21 protein-coding genes are annotated in these 23696 nt (G+C 62.8%); 7 read left to right on the top strand and 14 right to left on the bottom strand.

What is annotated here, in order from left to right:
- Positions 1-155: 155 nt before the first annotated feature.
- The 12 genes from AC0L26_RS09315 to AC0L26_RS09260 all read right to left on the bottom strand — a co-directional run bounded on the left by AC0L26_RS09315 (position 156) and on the right by AC0L26_RS09260 (position 10996).
- The gene (locus AC0L26_RS09315; RefSeq protein ID WP_473632274.1) at positions 156-1145 is read right to left on the bottom strand and encodes a sugar ABC transporter substrate-binding protein; all 990 of its coding nucleotides are present in this window, start codon (positions 1143-1145) and stop codon (positions 156-158) included.
- Positions 1146-1158: 13 nt separating this feature from the next.
- Positions 1159-1329, bottom strand: a complete 171-nt coding sequence (locus AC0L26_RS09310) for a hypothetical protein (RefSeq protein WP_473632273.1) — start codon at positions 1327-1329, stop codon at positions 1159-1161.
- Between the two features lie 144 nt (positions 1330-1473).
- Positions 1474-2565, bottom strand: a complete 1092-nt coding sequence (locus AC0L26_RS09305) for an ABC transporter ATP-binding protein (RefSeq protein WP_473632272.1) — start codon at positions 2563-2565, stop codon at positions 1474-1476.
- Positions 2558-3583 (bottom strand): ROK family protein, encoded by a 1026-nt coding sequence (locus tag AC0L26_RS09300; protein WP_352938242.1) that lies wholly within the window; start codon positions 3581-3583, stop codon positions 2558-2560. The genes AC0L26_RS09305 and AC0L26_RS09300 overlap by 8 nt, the downstream gene beginning before the upstream one ends.
- Complete coding sequence (locus tag AC0L26_RS09295) at positions 3583-4305, bottom strand: ribulose-phosphate 3-epimerase (protein WP_473632271.1); 723 nt, start codon at positions 4303-4305, stop codon at positions 3583-3585. The genes AC0L26_RS09300 and AC0L26_RS09295 overlap by 1 nt, the downstream gene beginning before the upstream one ends.
- Complete coding sequence (locus tag AC0L26_RS09290) at positions 4302-5135, bottom strand: alpha/beta fold hydrolase (RefSeq protein ID WP_473632270.1); 834 nt, start codon at positions 5133-5135, stop codon at positions 4302-4304. The genes AC0L26_RS09295 and AC0L26_RS09290 overlap by 4 nt, the downstream gene beginning before the upstream one ends.
- Positions 5135-5953 (bottom strand): sugar phosphate isomerase/epimerase family protein, encoded by an 819-nt coding sequence (locus AC0L26_RS09285; protein ID WP_473632269.1) that lies wholly within the window; start codon positions 5951-5953, stop codon positions 5135-5137. Before AC0L26_RS09285 ends, AC0L26_RS09290 begins: the two co-directional genes overlap by 1 nt.
- The gene (locus AC0L26_RS09280) at positions 5953-7029 is read right to left on the bottom strand and encodes a Gfo/Idh/MocA family protein (protein WP_473632268.1); all 1077 of its coding nucleotides are present in this window, start codon (positions 7027-7029) and stop codon (positions 5953-5955) included. Before AC0L26_RS09280 ends, AC0L26_RS09285 begins: the two co-directional genes overlap by 1 nt.
- Positions 7030-7039: 10 nt before the next feature.
- Positions 7040-7861, bottom strand: coding sequence for a sugar phosphate isomerase/epimerase family protein (locus AC0L26_RS09275; RefSeq protein WP_473632267.1), 822 nt, complete (start codon positions 7859-7861; stop codon positions 7040-7042).
- A gap of 21 nt (positions 7862-7882) precedes the next feature.
- A complete protein-coding gene (locus AC0L26_RS09270) occupies positions 7883-8719 on the bottom strand; it encodes a carbohydrate ABC transporter permease (RefSeq protein ID WP_473632266.1) in 837 nt (278 codons plus the stop codon).
- Positions 8716-9645 (bottom strand): carbohydrate ABC transporter permease, encoded by a 930-nt coding sequence (locus AC0L26_RS09265; RefSeq protein ID WP_473632265.1) that lies wholly within the window; start codon positions 9643-9645, stop codon positions 8716-8718. The genes AC0L26_RS09270 and AC0L26_RS09265 overlap by 4 nt, the downstream gene beginning before the upstream one ends.
- A gap of 4 nt (positions 9646-9649) precedes the next feature.
- On the bottom strand, positions 9650-10996 hold the full coding sequence (locus AC0L26_RS09260; RefSeq protein ID WP_473632264.1) for an ABC transporter substrate-binding protein: 1347 nt from the start codon (positions 10994-10996) through the stop codon (positions 9650-9652).
- Between the two features lie 166 nt (positions 10997-11162).
- On the opposite strand from AC0L26_RS09260, the gene AC0L26_RS09255 reads away from it, so the two are divergent.
- Positions 11163-12311 carry a Gfo/Idh/MocA family protein gene (locus tag AC0L26_RS09255; protein WP_473632263.1) on the top strand — a complete coding sequence of 383 codons (1149 nt, stop codon included), beginning with the start codon at positions 11163-11165 and terminating at the stop codon, positions 12309-12311.
- Between the two features lie 16 nt (positions 12312-12327).
- Entirely contained in the window at positions 12328-13305 is a 978-nt protein-coding gene (locus AC0L26_RS09250) for an alpha/beta hydrolase (RefSeq protein WP_473632262.1), read from the top strand.
- Here AC0L26_RS09250 and AC0L26_RS09245 read toward each other — a convergent pair.
- Positions 13293-14309: a LacI family DNA-binding transcriptional regulator gene (locus AC0L26_RS09245; protein WP_473632261.1), complete on the bottom strand. Its 1017-nt coding sequence runs from the start codon at positions 14307-14309 to the stop codon at positions 13293-13295. The genes AC0L26_RS09250 and AC0L26_RS09245 overlap by 13 nt on opposite strands.
- A 248-nt stretch (positions 14310-14557) precedes the next feature.
- Between AC0L26_RS09245 and AC0L26_RS09240 the strand changes: the two genes are divergently transcribed.
- From AC0L26_RS09240 to AC0L26_RS09225, 4 genes are all read left to right on the top strand, one after another.
- Positions 14558-15505, top strand: coding sequence for a sugar kinase (locus AC0L26_RS09240; RefSeq protein WP_473632260.1), 948 nt, complete (start codon positions 14558-14560; stop codon positions 15503-15505).
- A complete protein-coding gene (locus AC0L26_RS09235) occupies positions 15502-16830 on the top strand; it encodes a D-tagatose-bisphosphate aldolase, class II, non-catalytic subunit (protein ID WP_473632259.1) in 1329 nt (442 codons plus the stop codon). Before AC0L26_RS09240 ends, AC0L26_RS09235 begins: the two co-directional genes overlap by 4 nt.
- A 26-nt stretch (positions 16831-16856) precedes the next feature.
- Complete coding sequence (locus AC0L26_RS09230) at positions 16857-17168, top strand: TOBE domain-containing protein (RefSeq protein ID WP_473632258.1); 312 nt, start codon at positions 16857-16859, stop codon at positions 17166-17168.
- 613 nt (positions 17169-17781) lie between these two features.
- The gene (locus tag AC0L26_RS09225; RefSeq protein ID WP_473632257.1) at positions 17782-18162 is read left to right on the top strand and encodes a hypothetical protein; all 381 of its coding nucleotides are present in this window, start codon (positions 17782-17784) and stop codon (positions 18160-18162) included.
- 114 nt (positions 18163-18276) lie between these two features.
- Here the strand turns inward: AC0L26_RS09225 and AC0L26_RS09220 are convergent, their stop codons facing one another.
- A complete protein-coding gene (locus AC0L26_RS09220) occupies positions 18277-20205 on the bottom strand; it encodes a hypothetical protein (RefSeq protein WP_473632256.1) in 1929 nt (642 codons plus the stop codon).
- Positions 20206-21046: 841 nt separating this feature from the next.
- On the opposite strand from AC0L26_RS09220, the gene AC0L26_RS09215 reads away from it, so the two are divergent.
- Complete coding sequence (locus tag AC0L26_RS09215) at positions 21047-23482, top strand: mechanosensitive ion channel family protein (RefSeq protein WP_473632255.1); 2436 nt, start codon at positions 21047-21049, stop codon at positions 23480-23482.
- Positions 23483-23696 lie beyond the last annotated feature (214 nt).

The following is a 23696-nucleotide window of genomic DNA, read 5'->3' as shown; positions in this document are numbered from 1 at the left end:
CCCCGCCCCCCCCCCCCCCCCCCCCCCCCCCCCGCGCGCCCCGCGCCCCCCCCGGCCCCGCCCCCCCCCCCCCCCCCCGCCCCCCCCCCCGGGGGGGGGCGCCCCCCCCCCCGCCGCGCCCGCGGAATGCACGGGCGCGTTTTGTTCAGGCGTGTTCACTTCAACATCTCGCGGAAAGGATCGGGATAGTCGCCGCCTGGGCGCGGGAAATTCTTCAACGAGGCTTCGGCATTGTCCTTGTTGATCAGCAACACCGGCGCCGGCACGTTGGCGGGCAGTTCCTTGCCCATGGCCGCCGCCTTGCAGGCCTCCACGCCCATGGCGCCGACGACATAGGGATATTGGGCGACGGTGGCGGAGAGTTCGCCTGATGCAACCGATTTCAGCGCATCGACGATGCCGTCAAGGCCGATCACCTTGACGTCCTTGCCCGAGGTCTGGACGGCGCGCTGTACGCCGAGCGCCATGATGTCGTTGGCGGCGAAGAAGCCGGCGAGATCGGGATGCGCGGCTAGGATATCGGTGGCCGCGGTCAGGGCCTTCTCGCGGTCCCAGTCGGCGCTGACCATCACCACGACTTCGAGCTTGCCTTCGACCGCCTGCTTGAAGCCCTTGATGCGGGCGTTCGAGCCGACGTCGCCAACGATGCCGGCCACGAGCGCGACCTTGGAGCCTGCAGGAACCAGCTTCAGCATCTCCTCGCCGGCCAGCACGCCGGCGGCCACATTGTCGGTGCCGATATAGGTCGAGATGGCAAAGCCGGCCGCCTTGGCCTGCTCGGCGTCGATGGTGCTGTCGATGTTGACGATCGGCTTCTTCTTCTGAGCGACCGGAACCAGCGCCTGGACGAGGTTGGAAACACTGATCGGATTGACCAGGTAGCAATCGAAATCCTGCATGGCCATGGCGGTCAGGCGATCGGCCTGCCCGGTGGCGTCGCCCATATTGGCGGCCGCCTGGACGGTTACGCCAACGCCGTCGGCCTTGGCCTGCTCTTCGATGCCCTGGTGCATGTACTGGAAGAAGGGATTGTCGAGGCCCTTGACGATGGCCGCGACCTTCGCCGCGTCTTCGGCATGGGTCGGCATTGAAATCGCGGTTGCAAACAGACCTGCGCCAAGCGTCAGGCAATTGAACATGCGCATGTTCTTCCTCCTCCTAATTGTTGGTTGTGTTGAATCCGGCTTGCTTCTCGACGACTGGAATGCCTGTGCGGCGCGCGGCAATGGCTGGCGCGGCGGTTGCGACGGTGGGCCGGCGACCGATCGGCGATTGCCACATGGCTCGCAGATTCTGGGCCTGGGTCAGGCCACTTTTCGTATCAGGCATTTCTCCTCCCAGAGTGCCGATCGATACAGATCAGCATTTCCGCATGTTTTAGAAAAATTTAACACGCGTCAAGATTTAAAATGGTGTGCAGCGGCTTTTGATGTGCTGCGGTGCAGCACATCAAACTCGCTAGAAAGGGGCGGCTCACACGGAATGCAAAGGCGTCAGCGCCGGTCCATCCGTGCGAAACAGGTGGCAAAGAGACGGAGCGACGTCGAGCGCGATCGGGCTGTGCAGCGGTGTCGTATCACCGCCTTCGGTTTGCACCACCAGCGTGATGTCGGGCGTGACCTCAACATGTAGGATGGTCAGGCTGCCCAGCCGCTCCGCCAACGCGGCTTGTCCTTTGAAGCGGCCATCGGCAGAGATGCGCAGATGCTCCGGCCGCATCCCGAGCAGCAGTTCGTCGCCGGCCTTGACCGCACCCGCTTCAACCGGCACGGTCAAAGTCTGTCCGCCGGGCAAGCTCACGGAGACGCCTTCGGATCCAACCGAAGCTACTTTCAGCCGCAAAAGGTTCATCTTCGGCGAACCGATGAAGCCGGCGACGAAGATGTTTGCCGGCTTGTTATAGAGATCGAGCGGCGAGCCGACTTGTTCGATCGAGCCGCCGTTCAGAACGACGATCTTGTCGGCCATGGTCATGGCCTCGGTCTGGTCATGGGTGACATAGATCATCGTCGCATTGAGTTGCTCGTGCAGCCGCATAAGCTCCAGCCGCATGCTCACCCGCAAGGCGGCATCGAGATTGGACAGCGGCTCATCGAACAGGAAAATTTTGGGGTTGCGCACGATAGCGCGGCCGATGGCGACACGCTGGCGCTGGCCGCCCGAAAGCGCCTTCGGCCGCCGGTCGAGGAGATGCGTAAGCTGCAGCACCTCGGCGGCCTCTCGCACCTTGCGCTCCTTTTCGGCAGCGGAGACGCCGGCGATCTTCAGCGCAAAGCCCATATTCTCGGCCACCGTCATGTGCGGGTAGAGCGCGTAGGACTGGAACACCATGGCCAGTCCCCGCTCGGACGGATCGATGTCGTTGGCGCGCACGCCATCGATCATCAAGTCGCCGGCAGTGATCTTTTCCAGGCCGGCGACCATGCGCAGCAGTGTAGACTTGCCGCAGCCGGACGGGCCCACGAAGACAACGAATTCGCGGTCCTCGACGTCGAGGTCAAGGCCCTTGATAACCTCGACGGATCCGTAGGATTTGCGCGCGCCGCGCAGCTTGAGTTCAGCCATGGCTTGCCTCCCTGGCACGCTTGCTCGCGCCATTGTCTTCGTCTTGCGCGATCGCTAGCGGCGCGCCCGGTTCCCCCTCCCACAGGATAAGACTTGCCGCGCCGATCAGCCCGGCCCGGTCGCCGAGCTCCGCCGGCACGATCGGCACGTCGCGATAGGCCGGCATCGCCCGCTGCTCGATGGTGGCCCGGATCTCTGGCGCCAGCAGGTCGAAGCCATTGGCGAGGCCGCCGCCCATGACGATCAGGTCCGGCGAATAGAGATGAAGCAGGTTGGTGAAGCCGATGCCGAGCCACCTGGCTTCCGCCTCGATCAGTTCGAGCGCACTGACATCGCCGGCGCGCGCGGCCTCGACGACGTGCCTAGCCGAGACGTCGCCATCGCCGGAGAAGCGCCGAAGCAGGGAGCCGTCGCCTGGTGCGGTCAGCCGCGTGGCACGGCGTCCGAGCGCGGTGCCCGATGCGACGGCCTCGAAGCAGCCGACGGCGCCGCAGAAACAGCGGTCGCCTTCGCCGGTGATGGTCATGTGGCCGATCTCGGCCGCCAGACCGCGCCGGCCGTGATAGATATGGCCGTCGGCAACCACGCCGCCGCCAATGCCGGTCGACACGGTGACGAACACCAGGGAGCCGCTGCCACGGCCGGCGCCCAGGCGCCATTCGCCGAGAGCCGCCGCATTGGCGTCGTTCTCCAGCCGCACCGGCAGGCCGAATTGGCGGCCGAGAATGTCGATCAACGGCACGTCGTGCCAGCCTGCCAGGGTCGGCGGCCCGATGACGATCCCCGCTTTGGGATCGAGCGGTCCCGGCGCACACATGCCGATGCCGGCGACCTTTGCCTGCGGGTGCTCCGCCAGCAGGGTTCCAGCTAGGGCAATAATCTGGCCGATCACGGCTTCCGATCCCGCACCCGCCATCGTTGGCGCCGAAACACGGGCGGCAACGCGGCCGCCGCGCTCGACCAGCGCGCCGCGCAGCTCCGTGCCGCCGAGATCGAAGGCAAGCGCGAGTTTTGTCATCAGGCAGCGACCTTCAACCCGTGCAGCCAGGCCATGCGCTGGGCAAGGTCGGGGTCGCCGAAAGCCAGCGATCCCAGCACCACGGTCTCGGCGCCTGCGGCGCGCAGGCGCGGCACCGTCTCGTGGCGGATGCCGCCATCGGCGGCCAGGATGATGTCGGCTTCGCGTCCTGCCTTTTTCATGAGCGCGCGTGCCTCGATCAAACGGGCGCAGGCCTGCTCGGAAAGGCTCTGGCCTTTGACGCCAATGGAGGTGCCGAGCAGCGTCACGAACGCCACTTGCGACAGGAATGGCGTGACCGCCGCGACCGGCGTCTCCAGCCTGAGCACCACGCCGGCCTCGGCGCCGAGCTCATGCGCCAGCCGAGCGGCGCGCAGGCCGGCCTCGCCGTTTTCGGCATGGACGCTGATCAGGTCGGCACCGGCCTCGATGAACTGGCGCGTCTGCTCCTCGACGATCTCGGCTTCGACCATCAGATGCACATGGATCGGCTTTGTCGTCAGCCCGGCGATCCGCGCGACCAGGTCTGGGAAGAACAGGAAGCCGGGGGTGAAGCGGGCATCGGCGACATCGATGTGATGCAGGTCGACATGAGGTTCTATGCGCTTCAGGTCGCGTTCCATATTGGCGAGATCGGCCGACCACAAGGAAAATTCGCCGAGCAGCCGGTTGCGCGGCAGGGCGGCGATAGCGGCGGGGCCGGATAGGGATTTGGTCGTCATGAGGGAATAAGGCTCCGGAAATTGGCGTGGGCGTGAAGAAAGGCCGTGATCTCGACCTGCAGCTCGGCGAAATGCCTGGCGCTGTCGAGCGCTTTGGCAGGGATTTCGGCAAAGGTCGCGCCAGGAATGGTGGCGGCTAATTTGTGGGCAGCCGACAAGGGATGCACCGCATCCATGGCATTGCCGACGACCAGCGTCGGAATGCCAAGGCCGGCTACGTCGCCTTCAGAAACGCCCGGACCGTCGGCGGCGATGTCGGCGAGAACCTCCGCGAATGTCGCGGCATTGGGCCGGTCGAAAAAACCCAACAGCGATGCGAGATTGTCGGGCGCCTCACGCTTGAGGCGCGCGGCTGTCCGCGATTGCGCGAAGATCGTTCTTGCCTTGTCGGGGCCGTGACCGAGGATGAGGCTGGCGACCTCGGCGTTCGGTTGCATGTTTGCCGGCGCGCTGCCGAAAATCCAGGCGGGGCGCACGAGCAGTAGGCCGGCCACGCGGTCCGGGTGCCGGCAGGCAAGGCGCAAGGCGATCGCGGCGCCCATCGAAATGCCGCCGGCGACGAAACGCTCGAGGCCGGCTTGATCCGCGGCGGCCAGGACATCGTCGGCGAACATACCAAGGGCAAACGGGCGGCGACCGCCGAGCCCGGAGGCACCATGCCCGCGGCATTCCAGGGTGAGGCGCCGGAGGCCGGCGCCGGCGGGGAAGGCCTGGGCGACCTGCGCCTCGCTGCCGCCCAATCCGTGCTGGAACACGACCGCCAGCCCGTCGCCCGTATCGGAAACGCGCAGCGTGGCGTCATCACGGACCAAGGTGGTCGGGCGTGCCATCAAGCCAACTCCTTGAGGAAGCGGGCAACCCCGGGCGCTTCTTTGGCCGAAAGTCCGTGCGTCACCAGCGGCCCATCAAAGCCTGATGCTTTCAAGCGGGCGACGAAATCCGGAAAGTCGACGACGCCACGGCCGGCGGTGGCAAAGTGGCCATCGGCGAAGCGGTCCTTGGCGTGCGCCATGGCGACATGGCCGGCTGTGCGTTCGACAGCGGCAGCCACGATGGCGCGGGCTTGCTCCGCGTTGGCTTGCTCGAACAGGTTTGCCGGATCGAGCACGATGCGCAGGCGCTTCGACCCCATCTCGGCAATGAGACGCATAGCGTCTTCGGCCGAGGTGACGATGTTGGCCTGTTCGGGCTCGATGCCGAGGTCGATACCGTGACGTTCGGCGAGATCAAGCGCCTTTTCCATCTCGCTTGCCATGTCGGCCCATGCCGAGGGATCGGTATTGTCGGGGTGGTATGTCCATTGGTCATCGCGGTTGCGTGTACCCGTGCAGAGCGTGACGAGTGGAATGGAAAGCGCTGCCGAGGCCTCGATTACAGCCGCAAGCCGGCGCAGGCCGTCATCGCGCACCGCTCTGTCAGGATGGGCCATATTATAGGTTCCGGACAGTGCCACCAGGGCGACACCGGAAGCCTTAGACGCAGTCGCGATGGCGCTGATGGAGTCGTCAGGGACCGCATCCGGCATCGACGGCAAGCCGGCGCAGGCCAGGTTCAACTGGGTGACGGCAAATCCCGCGTCGCTGACCGCCGCCAGCACGCCGGTCGGCTCGCTACCCGGGAAGGTCTTGGCGAACACCCCTATCTGCATCAGACCGCTCCCGTGACGGAAGCGATCTCGACGCGATCACCAGTTTCGACCGAGCGGGCGATCGCCACCATGGCGCGGATCGAGGCGAGGCCGTCCTCGACATTGGCGCCGCGCATCGGCTTGCCGTCAAGGACTGTCTCGGCGAGCCCTTCGAGCTGGCGCCTGAAGAAATGCCCGTCTGCGCCGAGCGGCTTTCGCGATGTCGCATCCTTCTCGTGAAAGATATCGACCTCGCTCGCCCGGAAATACCAGGGATTGAAAGTCTTCGCGATCACCGAGCCGTTTTCCCCATAGAGCTGAAAACCCTCGTGCCAGTCCATGCGGACGGCTACGGTCAGGTCGAGATGGCCGAGCGCGCCGTTGGCGAACTCCGTCTCGACGAACCAGCAATAGGCGCCGAACCGCTCATTGAGCCGCGCGCGTACGGCGGTAATCTCGCCGCACAGGAAGCGCGCCGTGTCGATGAGATGCGAGCCGTGCGCCAGCATGAAATATTGCCTGAGGTCGGCCTTCGGATTGCCGCCCGGCTTCTTCGCCAGCTTGCTGGTGACCGGCAGCGGCTGCACCGCGTCGGTGTTGGTGTAGCGATGGGTGGAATCGCAATACCAGGCCTTCAGCGCCAGGATTTCGCCCATCTCGTCGCGGACGAAATCGCGCGCCGCCTCCAGCGCCGGATCGAAGCGCTTCATATGGCCGACCTGCAGCACCTTGCCGGAGCGTTTGACCGCATCGGCGAGCATCTCACCTTCCTCGACCGAGACGCCGATCGGCTTTTCGCACAACACGTGTTTGCCGGCCTCCAGCGCCTTGATCGACATCGGAACGTGATAGGCGTCCGAGGTGGCGACGATCACCGCCTCCAGTTGCGGGTCGGCGAGCATCTCGTCGTAATCGGCATACATCTTCTCAGGCTGATAGGTCGCGCCCATGCGCGCCAGCAGGTCGGGTGCGGCATCGCAGATCGCATAGAGATCGGCATTGGCTGCCTTTACGCAGGATTCCAGATGGGCGAACTGCGCGATCGGCCCGCAGCCGAGCACACCGACACGAAGGCGACGGTCTTGCTTCCGGATCATGATCGTGTCCTCACGCGCCGTAGCCGCGCATGGTCTGGCGGTTGGTCTTGACCGCGGCTGCCGGATCGGTGGCGGCGGTCTCGGATTCCTCTTCCAGCACCAGCCAGCCGTTGAAATGTGGCGCGGCACTGGCGATCTCGATCACCTTTGCCGTGTCGCAGACGCCCTTGCCGAGCATCGCCCATGTGCCGCTGGCATCGACGTCCTTCAGGTGGATATAGCGGATGCGGTCGCGGTAGGTGGTGAGCGTGTCGGCCATATCCGCGTGGCCGCGCAAGATGTGACCGGTGTCGGGCACCCAGCCGACCAGCGATGGATCGATCAGCGCGAAAATACGGTCATAGTCGGCGCGGTCGAACAGCAGCGTGTTGTGATGGGAACTGGGATGAACGGCGACATCGACGCCGGCCTCGCGGCCGAGTTCGCCGGCCTTGTTGTAGACCTCTGCCGCAATAGTGAATTTGTCGTCGCGCGGGCCGTCGGACACGACGGTGGCCGAGCCCATCGACACCAGCGCGCCTGGAAAGGCAGCGGCAAAATCGATCCAGCGTTTCGCGGTATCGAGGTCGGCGCCGATCTTCTCCTTCAGCGTGAAGCCGCTTTCCGAGCCGAAGGCGAAGGAAACCAGGGTGAGGCCAGCCGACTTCAGCGCGGCGGCGAATTCCGCCGACTTGCCGGCATAGCGGCCGATCATCGTGTCGGTGATCTCGATGCCGGCATAGCCGCCATCGGCGATCGCCTTGATGAGGTCGTCCGGACCGCCGGCAAAGCGGTCCCCGAGCATTTCCCAGGTAAAGGTCTGGCAGCCGACTTTCAGGTCTTTCACGATCATCCTTTCATTCCTTGATGCCGCTCATTCTTTGATGCCACCTTGGGTCAGCCCTTCGATGATGTGGCGCTGGAAGAACAGCACCAGCACGATCAAAGGAACGGTGACGACGGCCGAAGCTGCGGCGATGTCGCCCCAGGGCACGTAATATTGGTTGGTGAAATTGGCGATGCCGACGGGGATCGTCTGGCGATCGATGTTGGAGGTGAAGGCGAGGGCGAACAGGAATTCGTTCCAGGCAGTGATGAAGGCGAGCAGGCCAGTGGTCACCAGGCTCGGCAGCGACATTGGCAGGATGATGTGCCAGAGCAGTCCGGGAATACTGACGCCGTCCATGCGCGCCGCTTCGTCGATCTCGCGCGGCAGCGTCTCGAAATAGCCGAACAGCACCCAGGTGACGAGCGGCAGGCCGAGCGCAAGGTAGGTGATGATCAGCGCCGTGTAGGTATCGAGCAGGCCGAGATTGGTCGCCACCAGATAGAGCGGCCCGACCAGCGCAATCTGCGGAAACATCGACACTGAAAGGATGACCATCAGGATGCCGAAGCGGCCCTTGACGTTGAGCCTGGACAGCGCGAAGGCGGCCAGCGACCCGACGAAGAGGCACAGGAACGTCGTCGCCAGCGAGACCACCAGCGAGTTCCAGACATAGCGGTGAAGCTCTTTCTCGACGAAGGCGTTGTAGTAGTGCTCGAGCGTAAAGGGATCGGGGATCAGCGATGGCGAGCCCGACGTGAGCGCCTTGTCGAGCTGGAACGAGGTCGAGAACTGCCAAATGAACGGGCCGCCGGACCAGACCAGGATCAGCAGGGCGCCGAAATAGATCGCGATCGTCTGCAGCGGTGAGCGCGTGTCGTTCATTGCGCCCTCCTGATCTGCCTGATGAGATAAAGACAGAAGACCAGCGCTATGAGGCCTTCGGTGACGAACATGGCTGTCGAAACGGCGGAGCCATAGCCGAATTGCAGCGTCGAGAAGAGCACCTTGTAGGAGAGTGTCGACAGCGTCTCGGTCGAATCGGCCGGACCGCCGCCGGTCAGCACATAGACGAGGTCGAAGACGCGAAAGGCGTCGAGCGCGCGAAACAGGCCGGCAATCAGCAAGGTCGGCATGAGCAGCGGCAGGCGGATGTACCAGAAGGTGATCCAGCCTTTCGCACCATCCATGCGCGCCGCCTCGATCAGTGAATTGGGCACCGTCTGCAGCCCGGTCAAAAGCAGGAGCGCCATGAACGGCGTCGTCTTCCAGACATCGGCGATGATGATGGTAGTCATCGCGGTGTCGGGAGAGCCGTACCAGTTGATCTTCTGGTCGATCAGCCCGGCATGCAGAAGGATGTAGTTGATAATGCCGTTCTGGCCATCGAACAGCCAGCCGAACATTTTGGAGGTGACGACGGTGGGCATCGCCCAGGGAACCAGCATGGCCGCGCGCACGAGGCCGCGTCCCTTGAAGGCTTCGCACAGGATGAGCGCCATGCCGAGCCCGATGACGGTCTCCAGTATCGTAGAAGCCGTGGTGAACCACATTGTGTGCCACCAGGCATTCCAGAATTGGGCGTCGCCCCAGAGCTGCACATAGTTGGAGAAACCCGAGAATTCGTTCTCCTGGGTGATCAGCGAGGTGTTGGTGAGCGAGAGATAGAGCCCGTTGATAATCGGGTAGAACGAAACCGACGCCAGGGACACGAAGGCCGGCGTCAGCAGGAGCAAGGCCCAGAGCGCGCTGGGAAGCGCCTTGCCAAGCCGCGGCCGGCCAATGCCAGAAACAGTGGCCGCTGCGGACATTGGTTCAGCCGACGATCGTGTTGATTTGCGTGGCTAGCGCGTCCATCTCGGCCTGGACATTGCCCGACACCAACGCCTTGGAGATGCCCGACTGCAAGGCGAGCGTCACCTTCGCATATTCGGGTGTGATCGGACGGGCTGTGGCGCCGGTGAATACTTTTTCGAGGCTCGCCATGAACGGCTGTTCGGTCTTGATCTTGTCGTCCTGGAACAGTGCCGGGCGCGTTGGCGCGAGGCCGAAGTTTAGGGCGATGCGATGCTGGATTTCGGTCGACGACAGCCAGGTCAGCAACTCGATCGCGGCTTCGCGCTGCTTCGAATTGGCGTTGACGCCGAGCTGGTAGCCGCCGAGACAGGCCGAGCTCTTGCCGCCGGGGAAAGACGGCAGCGGCGCGACACCGACCTTGTCGACCACCTGGGAGGCCTTGGCGTCCTGGGCGATCGGATAGACATAGGACCAGTTGCGCATGAACATCGCCTTGCCCGAGGTGAACGGCTGGCGCGAAGGCTCTTCGTCCCAGGACAGCACGTCCTGCGGACTGATCTTGGTCTTGTTGATGGTATCGTGCAGGAACTGGATCGCGTCGACCGCCGCCTTCTGGTTGATCAGCGACGACGTGCCGTCAGGCGCAAGGATCGCGCCGTTGTTGGAGGTAATGATCTCGACCGCATCGCAGACCAGAACCTCGGCCTGCTTGCCTTGCCAGAGATAGCCGAAATCGACATCGCCGGCCTTCTGCGCGGCGGCGGCGATGGTTGCCATGTCGGCCCAGTTTTCCGGCACCTTGCCGCCATGCTTCTCCAGCACGTCCTTGCGGTAGTAGAACATGCCCGAATCCATGAACCAGGGAAGGGCGGTCAGCTTGCCGTCATAGGTGCAGGCGTTGAGGGTTCCGGAGAAGTAGGCGCTGCGCTTGTCCGCCGGAAAGTACTCGTCGAGCGGCAGTGCCCAGCCAGCGGCGGCAAAGCCGGCGATCCAGATCACATCCTGGCTGAACACGTCGGGCGTACCGGTGCGCCGGGCGAGTTGCTGGACGAGGCCCTGGTAGACCTCCGTCGAGGAACTCGGCGGCGGCAGCTCGATGTTCTTGACCAGAACGCGGTCCTGCGATTCGTTGAAGGCCTTGATCAGGTCGCCGAAGGTTTCCTTGCCGAAGAAGGCGGCGCTGGCAAAGCTGATTTCGGCGCGTGACTGCGCGCGAGCCCGGCGAACGCCCAGTCCAGTACCGAGCCCAAGTGTCGCCGCACCCAGCAGTCCGGCGCTTCCAATGAGGAACTGCCGGCGGTCGGTGATCGTCACATGCGCAACCGGCTTCGAGCCGGAGACCGGCCCTTTTTTGATGTCAGTCATTTTCTCCTCCTTGCGCTGGCAGCCTCCCAGCCAGCATTTCCGCATGTTCCATAAAAATTTTACGCGCGTCAATATTTAAAATCCTGTATAGCGGCTTCCGAATATGATCCGTTGCTGGTGTAAGGGTTCAGCCGGACTATCGCGACGTTGGGAGGTGAAATAGAAAATGCCAGGAAAATCAACAGCTAAACTCGGCATCGGCGTTGTCGGGTGCGGCAATATCTCGATGACTTATTTGCGCAATGCGGCTCTGTTCGGCGAGGTCGAGCTGCGCGCCTGCGCCGACATCTCGCCCGACATGGCGGCTCTGCGCGCCAGCGAATACGGCATCCGGGCTCTCAGCGTCGACGCGCTTCTGGCCGACCCGGAGATCGACCTCGTCCTCAACCTGACCATTCCGGCGGCGCATTTCGACGTTTCGTTTTCGGCGCTTTCGGCGGGAAAGCATGTCTTCACCGAAAAGCCGCTGGCGACCTCGGCTAGAGACGGCCGCCGCCTTGTCGCCGAGGCGGCGGGGCGCCGGCTGCTGCTCGGCTCGGCCCCCGATACTTTCCTCGGTGCTGCCGGACGGCGAGCACGCCGCCTGATGGACGAGGGCGCGATCGGCGGCGCGGTGACCGGCACCGCCTTCATGATGGGCCGCGGTATGGAGCACTGGCATCCCAATCCGCAATTCTACTATCAGCCGGGCGGCGGCCCGGTCTTCGACATGGGTCCCTACTACCTTACGATGCTGGTCAATTTGCTCGGACCGGTGGCTCGCGTGATGGCGATGGCGACGCGAGGCCAGGAAGAGCGTCTGATCACCGCCGAAGGCCCGTACAAGAATACCAGTTTCAAGGTCGGCACGCCGACCAACGTCCTGTCGCTGCTGGAGTTCCGCTCGGGCGCCACCATCACTTTCGGTGCCTCGTGGGATGTTTTCAGGCACTCCAACCACCCAATCGAACTGCATGGGACCGAAGGCTCGCTCAGGCTGCCCGATCCGGACACGTTCGGCGGCACCGTCTCACTGTCGGAGCGGGGCGCCGACTGGGCCGACTTTGCCAGCGAGAGCGAGCTTTACGGTGCGCGCAATTGGCCCTTCGCCGCGCCAGACCGCGCCAATTACCGCATGCTGGGCGTCGCCGATCTTGCGCGGGCGCTCGCGACGGGCAAAAAGCTCCGGGCGTCAGGCGATCTTGCCCTCCATGTGCTGGAGATCATGGAGGCGATCCTCGTATCGGGGGAGAGCCGCGAGTCGGTCGCAGTCAACGCAACGGTCGATCAGCCGCCGCTCCTCCAGGAAGACGAAGCGGCCAGCCTGCTTGCCTGATACAGGAGGGCTTACAATGACGACAGCGCTCTCGCCCTTGCTCGATCCAGAGGCCCGGCATGTACTCGACCTTGGGCGAGAAGCGGCAGCCCCGCCGTTCGAAAGCGGCACGCCCGAAGAGGCGCGCCGCGCCTATGATCTGAGCTTTCCCGAACTGCAAGGCGAGCGCGAACCGGTCGCTTCGCTGACCGAGCGCGCCATTGCCGGGCCCGGCGGTCCGCTGACGCTCAGGATTTATCGCGGGCAAGGAGCGACCGCGACGGGTGCTCCTGCGCTGCTCTATCTGCATGGCGGCGGCTGGGTGATCGGCAATCTCGACTCCCATGACGAGATTTGCCGCTGGCTTGCCAACATGGCGGCCTGCGTCGTCGTCTCTCTCGGCTACCGGCTGGCGCCGGAGCACAAATTTCCGGCCGCCATCGAAGATTGCCGAGCCGCACTCTCCTTCATGCAAAATGGCGCGGGCGATCTCGGCATCGACGCGAGAAGGATTGCTGTCGCCGGCGACAGCGCCGGCGGCAATCTCGCCGCCGTGCTTTGCCTGCTTGCGCGCGGCGGCAAGACCCCGCCGACCGCGCAACTGCTGTTCTATCCGAACACGGACGCGTCGCAGGCGGCGGACAGCTATCGCCGCTTCGCCGACGGCTATGGCCTGACTTCGGCGACCATGGCCTGGTTCTGCGACCACTATATCAGGGATGCCAGGGATATCGACGACTGGCGCGTGTCGCCGCTCAGGGCCGCAAGCCTTGCCGGCATAGCACCGGCGTTTGTCGCAATCGCCGGTCATGACATTCTCGCCGACGAAGGCGAGGCCTATGCCAAGCGTCTGCTGGATGACGGTGTGCCGGTCGTCCTGCGGCGCTGGCCCGGCCAGATCCACGGCTTCGTCTCGATGGGCCGCCATGGTCCGTCGGCGCGGCAAGCGGTCGGCGCAGCGGTTGCCGCATGGCGCGGCTTCGATCCAGCCATTGCTAACACTCAGGCCGACTGACGCATAACCAGGGTCGCGTCGAGATTGACCTTGGCGGCAACCGCCGCGTCGCCCTCGTCCAGCAAGGTCAGCAGCGTCTCGACGCTGCGTCCCGCCATCGAAGCGAAGTCCTGCGCCATTGTGGTGAGGGCAGGGCAGGTATAGCGGCTCAGCGGATGATCGTCATGGGCCGCGACCCGCAGATCGCAATCGCCCTTGCGGCCGACCTTGCGGCCTCGCGAGTAGGCAGCGGCCATCACGCCGAAGGCGAGACGGTCGTTGGCGCACAGGATAGTCCTGCCCGGCAGGCCACCGTTATCGAGCATCTTTTCCGTCTGCTCGTAGCCGATCCGCTCGAAATCCCACGTATAATCTTCGGTGTTGCCGATGATGACAGGCTCATGGCCGAGCCGCTGCATGGTGGCGATATAGCTGTTCACTCGTTCTGGCGAGTTGTGGTTGACATGCGGGATGTCGAAATAGACCGGGGGATCGCCGGAACGGCAGAGATAATCGACAATCGTCGAAACGCTCTGGGCATTGTTGTTGCCGACAAATGGCGTATCGCCCTCGAGATAGCTGTCAAAATAGACGATCGGTATCGCCTGCGTCAGCTTCTCCAACGTGCGATGGTCCGAGCGCAGGCCGAGCGGCGCGATCAGCGCGCCGGAAACTTTTAGCGAAAGAATGGTTCGCGTCGCTTCCACTTCGAGCTCGCGCGAGCCGTGCGAAGAGATCACGATGGGCCAGTAGCCCTCGTCGCGCAGCCTGAGTTCGATGCGGCTGACCATCTCGGAATAGAAAGGATCGGCGACCGTCGGCACCATGATGCCGATGCTACGGGTTCGCTTTCGGTTCAGGTTGCGCGCAAAGAGATTGGGCTGGTAGTCGGACGCGCGCAGCGCAACCTCGATCCGCTGCCGTGTCGCCGGCTTGACACTGGTTGGATCATCAAAATATTTCGACAGCGTTGGCCTGGAAACGCCGCAAGAGCGGGCGAAATCCTCCATCGTCTTATGCGTCATCGGCAGTGGTCCCTCGCGCCGTTCCTCAGCGCTGCCCGGTTCCTACAAAGGCGCGCCAGCGTGCAACCGCAAGCCGAAACTTTACACAGAATTTCAACGGTTTCCATGCGTAAATTTATTATTTGACGCGAAAAAGCACAAGCCGTATTCACTTGCCGTGGGTGAATTCGAAATTCGTATTACCCGGAACGTGCTCGCGCGGCTTATCCTAAGCGAGGCCGGGCGAACGCCGGGAGGAATTCCGCAGAATGAAAAAGCTGGTCAGTGCCGGCGAGATACTCGTCGAGATCATGGCCGAGCGGATCGGTCAGAGCTTTCTTGAGCCTGGTCCGCTGCTGGGACCCTACCCGTCCGGAGCGCCCGCCATCTTCATAGGCCAGGCGGCGGCGCTCGGCCAGCCGGCCGGCCTTATCGGCGCCGTCGGCGACGATGATTTCGGCAGGCTGAATATCGAGCGGCTGCGGGCACTGGGCGCCGACGTGTCGGCGATTGCGGTTCACAGGGGCCATGCGACGGGTACGGCCTTCGTCACCTACCGGGCCGACGCCAGCCGGCATTTCGTCTTCAACATCCGTAACAGTGCCTCCGGCCTGATCGAGACCGACGGGGCGGCAACAAAGCTGCTCGCCGGTGCCGATCACGTCCATATCATGGGCTCGTCGCTGTTTTCCGACCGCGCCATCGAGGTGACCTTGTCGGCGATCGAGACGGTGAAGGCGAGCGGCGGAACCGTGTCCTTCGATCCGAACATCCGCCGGGAGATCATACAGGCTTCCGGCATGCGCACGGCGCTCGACCATGTGCTGGAGCGAGCCGACATCTTCCTGCCGAGCGGTGAGGAGCTCTTCCTGTTTTCATCCGCCAGGGACGAGAAGGGCGCGGTCGAGGAATTGCTGGCCCGTGGCCTGTCCTGCATCGTCCTGAAGAAAGGCGCCGCAGGCGCCACCTATCATGATCGCCAGGGCACAATCACCTCACCCGGCTTTGCCGTCGACGAGGTCGATCCGACGGGTGCCGGCGACTGCTTTGGTGCTGCCTTCGTCTCGTTCTGGTTGCGCGGGGCGGCTCCCGCAGACGCATTGCGAATTGCCAACGCCTGCGGAGCGCTCGCCGTCACCCGCAAGGGGCCGATGGAGGGCATTTTCCCGCTTGAAGCGGTCGAGGCCTTCATCGCCACAGGCAAGAACACACAGTGAGTGCCGCGACGCACCGGTTTGCGAATATTGCGGCCAGGCGCACTGCCGGCGAGAGGAGCGGCATCGCCTCGGTCTGCTCGGCGCATCCGCTGGTGATCGAAGCCACCCTGCGCCATGGCGCGGCGTGGGACGCGGATGTGCTGATCGAGGCCACCTGCAATCAGGTCAACCACGAGGGTGGCTACACCGGGATGACGCCGTCCGCCTTCCGCAGCTTCGTCGAGGCGCACGCGCAGAAGGCGGGTTTTTCAATTGATCGCCTGATCCTCGGCGGCGATCATCTTGGACCCAATCCGTGGAAACATATGGCTGCCGCCGCCGCCATGAAGAACGCCGCGGCGATGATCGAGGCCTATGCGAGCGCCGGCTTCACCAAGATGCATCTGGACACGAGCATGGCCTGCGCCGACGATCCAGCCGCACTTGCCGATGAAACCATCGCCGAGCGTGCGGCCGAACTTGCTGAAATCGCCGAGGCGGCGGTCGAGCGCGCCGGCGGCGAAAAGCCCGTCTATATCATCGGCACCGAAGTGCCGGTGCCGGGCGGCGCTCTGGAAGCGCTCGACCACCTACATGTGACCGAGCCCAGCGACGCCTTGCGCACCGTCGAGGTTCACGCTCGAGCGTTTTCCCGCGCCGGCCTCGATGACGCTTTTGCCCGAGCGATCGGCGTCGTCGTCCAGCCCGGCGTCGAGTTCGGCAATACTGAGGTCGTCTCTTATGCGCCGGACAAGGCGGCGGGACTGGTGGCGGTGCTCGACCACATGCCGCAGTTCGTTTTTGAGGCGCATTCGACCGACTACCAGCCGACAGAGGCGCTTACCGCTCTCGTTCGCGACGGTTTTGCCATCCTTAAGGTCGGCCCCTGGTTGACCTTTGCGCTTCGCGAGGCGCTGTACGGGCTCAGCCACATCGCCGATGTGCTCGCGCCGGACCCTTCGCGCGAAAGCCTGCCCGCCGCGATGGAACGCATCATGCTGGCGGCGCCGGACAATTGGCAGAAGTACTATCCCGGCACGCCGGACGAGCAGCGCGTGCAGCGGCATTTTTCGTTCAGCGACCGCATCCGCTATTACTGGCCGACGCCGGACGCGCAACGCGCGACACAGACGCTTCTGGATGTGTTGGGCGAGAAGGATATTCCCCGGCCTCTGATCAGCCAGTATCTGGGGCAACTCGACGCCGAGGTTGCAGAAGGCCGGGTCAAACCGTTCGCGCACGACCTTCTGATCGGAAGCATCACCCGTGTTCTCGACATCTACGCGGACGCGACGGGGGGGCGTCGTTTCGAAAAGGACGCCGCTATCATCAGGCTAACATGTTAGCCTGATGATAGCGCATCGAGGACGGCGTGTTCCGCAGCGCCGGCGGGCTGATCGTGCCGCTGCCGGAAGACGTTCGCTCGGCTGATGCTGCAGGACGCGAACTTGTCTATGGCATCCGCCCCGAACATATCCGTGCAACCGCCGGGGGAACGCCAGGCACGGTCACGCTTCTGGAAGCCAAGGGTTCGGAAATCTTTGCCAAGGTCGACTGCGCCGGCGAGGAAATCTCCCGCCTTTTCCGCGAACGGCTGCCGCTCAAGCAGGGCGCGCCGGTGCGGATCGAGATCGATCGCGCATGCGCCCACCTCTTCGACGCGAAAACCGGTCGGTGTATCTGATCGGCGCGGCCGCAACCGCGCAAGACCGGCTATAAGCATGACGACGCTGATGCGGATGCTCGCGATGCTGTCGGTCGCATCCTTCTTGATCGCCCGAGTGTCCGTGGACCGGGGCCGAAATAGCATGGCGGCGGCCGATGCCACGCTGGTCTGAATTCGACGGCGGCCATGCGGAGTATGCGTTGCTGAAGTCGCTGCTGATCCCGGCCACCCCCACGTACCGCGCTCTTGATACACCGGAATCATCCTCTACTTACTTCCGTGGGTGCCCTGGTCGTGAGTTTGCCTGGGGCAACGGCGGTTGCGCCGTTCTGACTGCATGCCGCGGAAGGACGGTGGGACCGACGCGCTTATGGAGGCCGTCGTGCGTCAATTCCCTAGATCCAATTGGACATATTTCGCATTCGCTTGCGCTATCGCGGTAGCTTGCGCAGGAACTGCAGCTGGCGCCAAGAGCGGCGGAGGGCATGGCGCTGGCGGCCAGCACGGCGGAGGCCATGGCGCTGGCAACCACAATGGCGGAGGCCATGGTGCTGGCAGCCATCACGGTGAAGGCCGAAAAGGTGGCGCCCGCAAAGGAGTTGGCGCCAATCCTAGCGATACACCGGTGGACGTGGACGAGACCAGCACTGCGGCCGCCACTGCCGTCAACGTCGACCTGTCCGTAGAGGCCGGACAGTCGCTCGGGCTCCCGTCCGCGCTCCGTCCTTCTGACAAGAGTCCATCAACCGCCAGTCCAGGCAAAGCGATGCCGGGCGTCCCGAATGAAGTCGTTCGCGCCTGCCGCGAAGCAATCGAGGTGGCCGCCGCTCCGTTTGGCGCGACCAGTGTGCGCGTCAGCAGCGCAGGCTTCATACGTCAGTTGAGCCCAGATATGATTTCGGCTCCCATCAAGGTCAGCATCGACTATGGAAGGCGAAGCAAAGTGGAGACGCGGCAGGCGCCGATCAAATGCGAATTGAACGCGAAAGGCAGAGTGACCGGGCTGGTATAGCGAATCGCGCCACTCGCCGGCGAGAGCAGGAGGTATTGCGAGAGGGGCGCAACGCAGTAATCTCAAGGAGCCTGGCGTTCAACAGGAGAACTGCGCAGTCCGTTCATTCCAACGTCAGGTATCTGGCCTGAGGGAATTGGGAAGCGGGATAGAACGCACCCGGGCAACCCGCGACGGGTTGCGAACCCTGCTGCGTGCAGTCTTCTGGCTGACAGCCTTCACCCGGCCGGTAGCGGCTGCTGCGCGGCCAGCGCGCGGCTTCCGCGGCTGCTCCATCTGCGCGCTGCGACGTTCAGCCTTGAGCCTGTCATTGTCCGCGCGCGCTGCGGCCAGTTCGCGGGCAAGGGAAACAGCGGCTTCACGCTGTTTGTCCAGCGCCTCCTTCAGCCTGGCGATCTGTACCAAAAGTGCGCGGGCGGCGTCGCGCTCGAGGCGAGCTTTGTCGAGGTCTTCATGGGCCGAGAATACCGCAGCGCGTTCTTCTGCCAGAGCCTGCGCTGTCTCGGCTGCGGTCTGCTCGGCACGCTCTCTCGCTGCGACTGCTCCGGTTCGTTCCTGCTCAGCCGCGTCCGCGCGCTTCACGAGCGCGGCCTTGGCCAGTTTCATTCCGGCGAGATCGCCACGAAGGTCCTCTGATTTCCGGCGCTCGTCTTCGAGCTTTCCGTTCGCTTGCGCCAGCGAAGCCTTGGCCTTGTCGCGATCCTCGGCGGCCTCGGCCTCAAGCTGTTCAATCTGTACCCGTGCTCGCGATAGATCGCGCGTCAGCCGTTCGGTTCGCTGACGCTCCAGATGAGCAGCCGGCATTTCCGTAAGGACATAGTTGGTGGCTTCGCGCAGCAGCTCGCGGGCATCTCTGGCAATGCGCCGCAATCCGTCAAGTGCGCGCGCTGCCTCAAGCTCGTTGCGCAACTGTTCCTCGCGTGCCTTGTCGGCTGCTGCCAGGCTTGTCCTCAGAGAATTGATCTGCTTGTGCGACTCGAGAAGCGCTCTCTGCAAAGCGGCGCTCCTGGCGCGCTCGCCTTCCGTCACCCGGTGCTCCTGGCCGGCCGGTTCCCTCACAGCAGCTGCCTGAGCACCAGTTGCCCCCAATTGCGCTCGCGTAGCCGTAGGCTCCGGGCTGAGCAATTCGACACTCGTGCGCTCGTCTCCGTGGGCTGGCTGGTCTGGTGCAGCACTCGCCTGAAGCTCGAAGGGGCGCGAACGGTCTCGATAGACATAGCCTGAAGCCAGCGAAATGGCGGGGCCGCTTTCGACCCAGGTTTGTCTCGTCATCGCATAGCCAAGCGGCACGGCCAGACAGATGGCGGCAAGGCCCAAGCGGTACACAAGGCCGATCGGCCTTCCAACGCGAGGGGAGGCCGCAGTTTTGGCGGTCGGGCTTTGAGCCTTAACCTTGAAACCGCGACGCGCCGGACTGGCCAACTGAGCGACCTCGAGCGGGAAAGCCATATGACGCAATTGGTCCCATGCTGACCCGCAAATCTGCTTCCCACGTTTCGCGACGACGAGTTCTGTCAGCATACGGCTCGAAGCCATCAACATTGGATTACTCGGAGCCGCAAGTTTAGCCGCCACCTGCCTGCAGACATAATCAGCGATTTCCCTGATCAATGTCGCAAATCGGCTGGATCGTGGTATGCCCGTAGCGGAAGCGAAAGCGGTAGTCGGGTTCACCGACGATCTCTCGCAAGGTTCGGAGATCACGTCAAAATACTCGACTCGCACCCCAAACCGAAGGCAATTGGCACCCTGAGGACGAACATCCAGGCCTGCCGTGTCGGAGGGGACGGCAGGCTGAGAAGAAGAAGAAGAAGCAGGCTCGGTCGCGAGGTCGACCGGACTTTCCCAATCCCAAGAGGACCCCTCGGGGGCATCGAAGATGCCTTCGCTCAGGTCCTGATCTGGTTCCCCGCGACGCCGTTGCACAGCGATAAGGATATGCCGGAGCACAAGATAGACGCCCACGGATGCGAGCGTTGCTATCCCACCCAGGACGGTGAGAGCTGCGTAGTTTGCGTAAATTTCGGCAAGGTGATCTGGCATTGCCGTGCCCGTGCGTTGTTGTGTGTACTCTCAAGCTCGTGAAGCGGTGTTTTGTCCCTTGCCTTGGTGCTGACTAAAGCCCTTGATCGCTGTCAAAGCTTTCACTTTCCTCGAGGTCCCTCCAAATGATCCAATTGTTGTTGCATGGCGGAGCGCCTGTCGCGCTGATAGACATGCCGGCGCAGATGACTTCCGTTTGAAGCCGCCGATTGTCGACCGCCAAGGTCGTCCAGGCTCTGAAAGCCGACTTGCACCTCTGTACCTCAATGTCCCGTGAGTTCTCCCACACGGTGCGGATCGTTCGCTAATTCCAGCTCTGGTCGGCCCTTCCGACTTTAAGCTAGGTCACAGACCTTCTGGGTCAACTGTCGCTCACTTCGGCCATGCAAAACGGCTATCGTAGCGCCCGCTGGAAAGTGATCTTTCCTTCCTGAAGGCAATGCCGTGCTTGGACACTGGAAATGCTAATCGAAAACTTAATGCGTTGGGACTGGTGAGATCATGATCGGGAGACCTTTTTTCGCAATCGCGTCTGTCTTCTCGCTGGCCGCGGGAGCCAGTCATGTCGCCGCTGCTTCCATGGAAGCTTTGCAGGGCGCATGGACGATGAACGGTCAAAAAGGGTGATCATTTCTCCGTCCGGCTGAATTGTTCGGATGCAATCCTGTTCAGCAGTTTTTCGGTATCGTTTCGTGTCCTCGACAAGACGCATTCGAGCGCTTCGATCCTCAATTTCCCGAGATGCCAGTCATTTACTACAAGTGCGAGCCCTGAATGTCGCACCTGCCCGGCTCCAAGATTTTCCATTAGGTCGAGGGCAAGGCCCGGAGTCGGTCCCGCCGTGCCTCTATGGGGCCTGGGCCGACGTCGGAATGCCCTACGATGGCGTCTTGCAGGGCAACATCGGTTTCTTCAAAGTAGGGCAACAACGGACATAGATGTCGTTGCTCGCCGATTTGACCGGAAAGTTAACAGCACAATGCCACTCACCATTCGACGATTGGAAGCCAGGAATCTGGCGCGCCCGGCACGACGTCTTGGAGATCTGACGGCGATGTTTGTCCTGATTGCCGGGCCGCTCGTCTTTGGTGTCGTCCTCCTGTTGGCCGGTCCGGCACATGCGCAGGCGCCGGCGACCGCCCCTCCTGAAAGGGTCAAACAGCTGTTCGAGCTTCTCGACGATCCGTCAGTGAAGGCCTGGGTGGCCGAACAACGAAATCACGATACCGGCTCAACGGGAGCGCCTGCAGAGACAGGAGCTTCGCCGAGCGACGCATCGTCCGGCGCCGTGGCCGCATCAGGCCAGATGAATACGATGGCGTCCTCGACGCTCGATCGGGTCAGGCATCATATCGAAAAAATCGTGCAAACTTTGCCCCTGCTGCCAAGCCAGTTCGCGCGCGTTCGGGCACAGACCATGGAGGATATGTCCAGCAAGGGGGCTGCTAGCGTATTTATGCTGATTGCGATGTTCATCGCTGCCGGCCTGGCGCTCACTTGGACAACGTACAAAGTCACCCGTCCATTTCGTCTTTGGGTTATCGCGCAACCGAAAGATACGCCCGTCGGGCGAGCCAAGAAGATTGGTGGCCGCCTGCTTTATTCCAGCATGCTGATCGTCTCGTTCGCGTTGGGCAGCGCCGGCGCGTTCATGTTGTTCGACTGGCCAATGCTTATCCGCGAGATTGTACTGACATTTCTGATGGCGGCAGTCGTTACATGGGGTGTGCGCATGTACGTCATGGCCATGCTCGTCCCTTCCTTCATGAACGTCGAGAACGCCGTCGAGGTTCGTGCTTTGCCGATCACCAACGAAGCGGCTGACCATTGGTCCTATTGGCTACCCCGGATCGTCGGCGTCTTCGCCTTCTTCGGCGCCGCGTTTATCCTCTTGCCAGGTCTCGGCATCGATCAGGACGGAATGATGGTCCTGGCAGTGGGCGCCGATTTCGTACTGCTGTTGCTCTTGCTGCTTGCCGTTTGGCGTCGGCCAAGAACGCAGCGAGACGGGGACCAAAGTGGTCACACGGGAGCGACATGGTTGTTGACCGCTTATTTCGTCCTTCTGTTCCTGCAACGCAACGCCGGCCTTTATATAATCTTCTGGTTTACCTTCGCCGCATTCTTCCTGCCTTTGGCAATCGTGCTGACGCAGCGCGGGGTTAATTTCGTCCTGCGGCCGGGTTCTGAAGATGCCGGCCGGCCTACGATCCCGGCGGTGACGATCGCTGTCATCGATCGCGGCATCCGAATGATTTTGATCCTGGCGGCGGCTTACTTTCTCGCGCGTGTCTGGGGCCTGAACATGCAATCCATGCAGGATAGCAATGCGACCGCGGCGTTCATATTGCGCGGCTTGATCAATGTCGTGGTCATAGCCCTCGCAGCCGATTTCGGCTGGTCGATCATCAAAGCCTTGATCGAACGAAAGCTGGGCATTGAAACACCGCACCCTGTGATCAGCGACGAGGACGTGCCGATCCTCGATCCGCAGCAGGCGCGGCTGCGCACGCTCTTGCCGATCCTCCAGAACATGCTGCTCGCATTGATCATCGTGATGGCGGTGCTGATGATGCTGGCCTCGATGGGTATCCAGATCGGTCCACTGATCGCCGGTGCTGGCGTCGTTGGTGTCGCTGTGGGATTTGGCGCACAAACCGTCGTTAAGGACGTCATTTCAGGCGTGTTTTTTCTGCTCGATGACGCGTTTCGTGTCGGCGAATATATTTCCTCGGGCAATTACAAGGGTACTGTGGAAAGCTTTTCGCTGCGCTCGGTGAAGCTGCGCCACCATCGCGGTCCGCTGTTCACAATACCTTTCGGTGAACTCGGGGCAGTCCAGAACCAGAGCCGTGACTGGGTTATCGACAAATTCAACATCACCGTCGGCTATGACACCGATATCGACTTCGCTCGCAAGCTGATCAAGCGGATCGGCCTCGAACTGGCGGAAGATCCCGAGTTCAAACACTGGGTGATCGACCCGATCAAGATGCAGGGCGTACAGGAGTTCGGCGAGTACGGCATCGTATTGAGGGTCAAGGCCACAACCAGACCGGGAGGCGCCTTCGGTATGAAACGCAAATTCTATGTACGCCTGCGCCAAGTCTTCAAGGAGCAGGGTATCGAACTCCCATTTCCGACCGTCCATGTTCAGGGGCTGCAGAACCCGCATGAAGCAGAGAATGCGCCGTTGGAGATCACACCCGAGTTGAAAATGGCTGTGGCGCAGTCGCACACCAATCGGCGCAGAAAAAAAGCTAGCACAACGGAGTAGGAAAGCTGCGAGATGCAACAAGCTCCGAACAAGCTGTCATCGTGGCACAGGCCCACAATGTTACCGTCATTACGTCGCATGCCGGATTCAGAGGCGTGGAAATGAGGCACGCTTAATCACTGGAGATCAGCCTAAGCGCGAAGAGTCTCCCGAGACGGGTCGTAAAAACTTTCTTTGCGGAAACAGAGACCAGTCGGCCGGCTCTGCCCGATTG

It is taken from the genome of Mesorhizobium sp. WSM4823 (assembly GCF_055811195.1).
The sequence above is the reverse complement of the archived record's forward strand: the minus strand, read 5'-3'. Positions and strand labels throughout refer to the sequence as shown.

Bases quoted from the DNA above. Each gene is read 5' to 3' on its own strand.
- AC0L26_RS09315 (WP_473632274.1), bottom strand. From the start codon at position 1,145: ATGCGCATGTTCAATTGCCTGACGCTTGGCGCAGGTCTGTTTGCAACC.
- AC0L26_RS09310 (WP_473632273.1), bottom strand. From the start codon at position 1,329: ATGCCTGATACGAAAAGTGGCCTGACCCAGGCCCAGAATCTGCGAGCC.
- AC0L26_RS09305 (WP_473632272.1), bottom strand. From the start codon at position 2,565: ATGGCTGAACTCAAGCTGCGCGGCGCGCGCAAATCCTACGGATCCGTC.
- AC0L26_RS09300 (WP_352938242.1), bottom strand. From the start codon at position 3,583: ATGACAAAACTCGCGCTTGCCTTCGATCTCGGCGGCACGGAGCTGCGC.
- AC0L26_RS09295 (WP_473632271.1), bottom strand. From the start codon at position 4,305: ATGACGACCAAATCCCTATCCGGCCCCGCCGCTATCGCCGCCCTGCCG.
- AC0L26_RS09290 (WP_473632270.1), bottom strand. From the start codon at position 5,135: ATGGCACGCCCGACCACCTTGGTCCGTGATGACGCCACGCTGCGCGTT.
- AC0L26_RS09285 (WP_473632269.1), bottom strand. From the start codon at position 5,953: ATGCAGATAGGGGTGTTCGCCAAGACCTTCCCGGGTAGCGAGCCGACC.
- AC0L26_RS09280 (WP_473632268.1), bottom strand. From the start codon at position 7,029: ATGATCCGGAAGCAAGACCGTCGCCTTCGTGTCGGTGTGCTCGGCTGC.
- AC0L26_RS09275 (WP_473632267.1), bottom strand. From the start codon at position 7,861: ATGATCGTGAAAGACCTGAAAGTCGGCTGCCAGACCTTTACCTGGGAA.
- AC0L26_RS09270 (WP_473632266.1), bottom strand. From the start codon at position 8,719: ATGAACGACACGCGCTCACCGCTGCAGACGATCGCGATCTATTTCGGC.
- AC0L26_RS09265 (WP_473632265.1), bottom strand. From the start codon at position 9,645: ATGTCCGCAGCGGCCACTGTTTCTGGCATTGGCCGGCCGCGGCTTGGC.
- AC0L26_RS09260 (WP_473632264.1), bottom strand. From the start codon at position 10,996: ATGACTGACATCAAAAAAGGGCCGGTCTCCGGCTCGAAGCCGGTTGCG.
- AC0L26_RS09255 (WP_473632263.1), top strand. From the start codon at position 11,163: ATGCCAGGAAAATCAACAGCTAAACTCGGCATCGGCGTTGTCGGGTGC.
- AC0L26_RS09250 (WP_473632262.1), top strand. From the start codon at position 12,328: ATGACGACAGCGCTCTCGCCCTTGCTCGATCCAGAGGCCCGGCATGTA.
- AC0L26_RS09245 (WP_473632261.1), bottom strand. From the start codon at position 14,309: ATGACGCATAAGACGATGGAGGATTTCGCCCGCTCTTGCGGCGTTTCC.
- AC0L26_RS09240 (WP_473632260.1), top strand. From the start codon at position 14,558: ATGAAAAAGCTGGTCAGTGCCGGCGAGATACTCGTCGAGATCATGGCC.
- AC0L26_RS09220 (WP_473632256.1), bottom strand. From the start codon at position 20,205: ATGCCAGATCACCTTGCCGAAATTTACGCAAACTACGCAGCTCTCACC.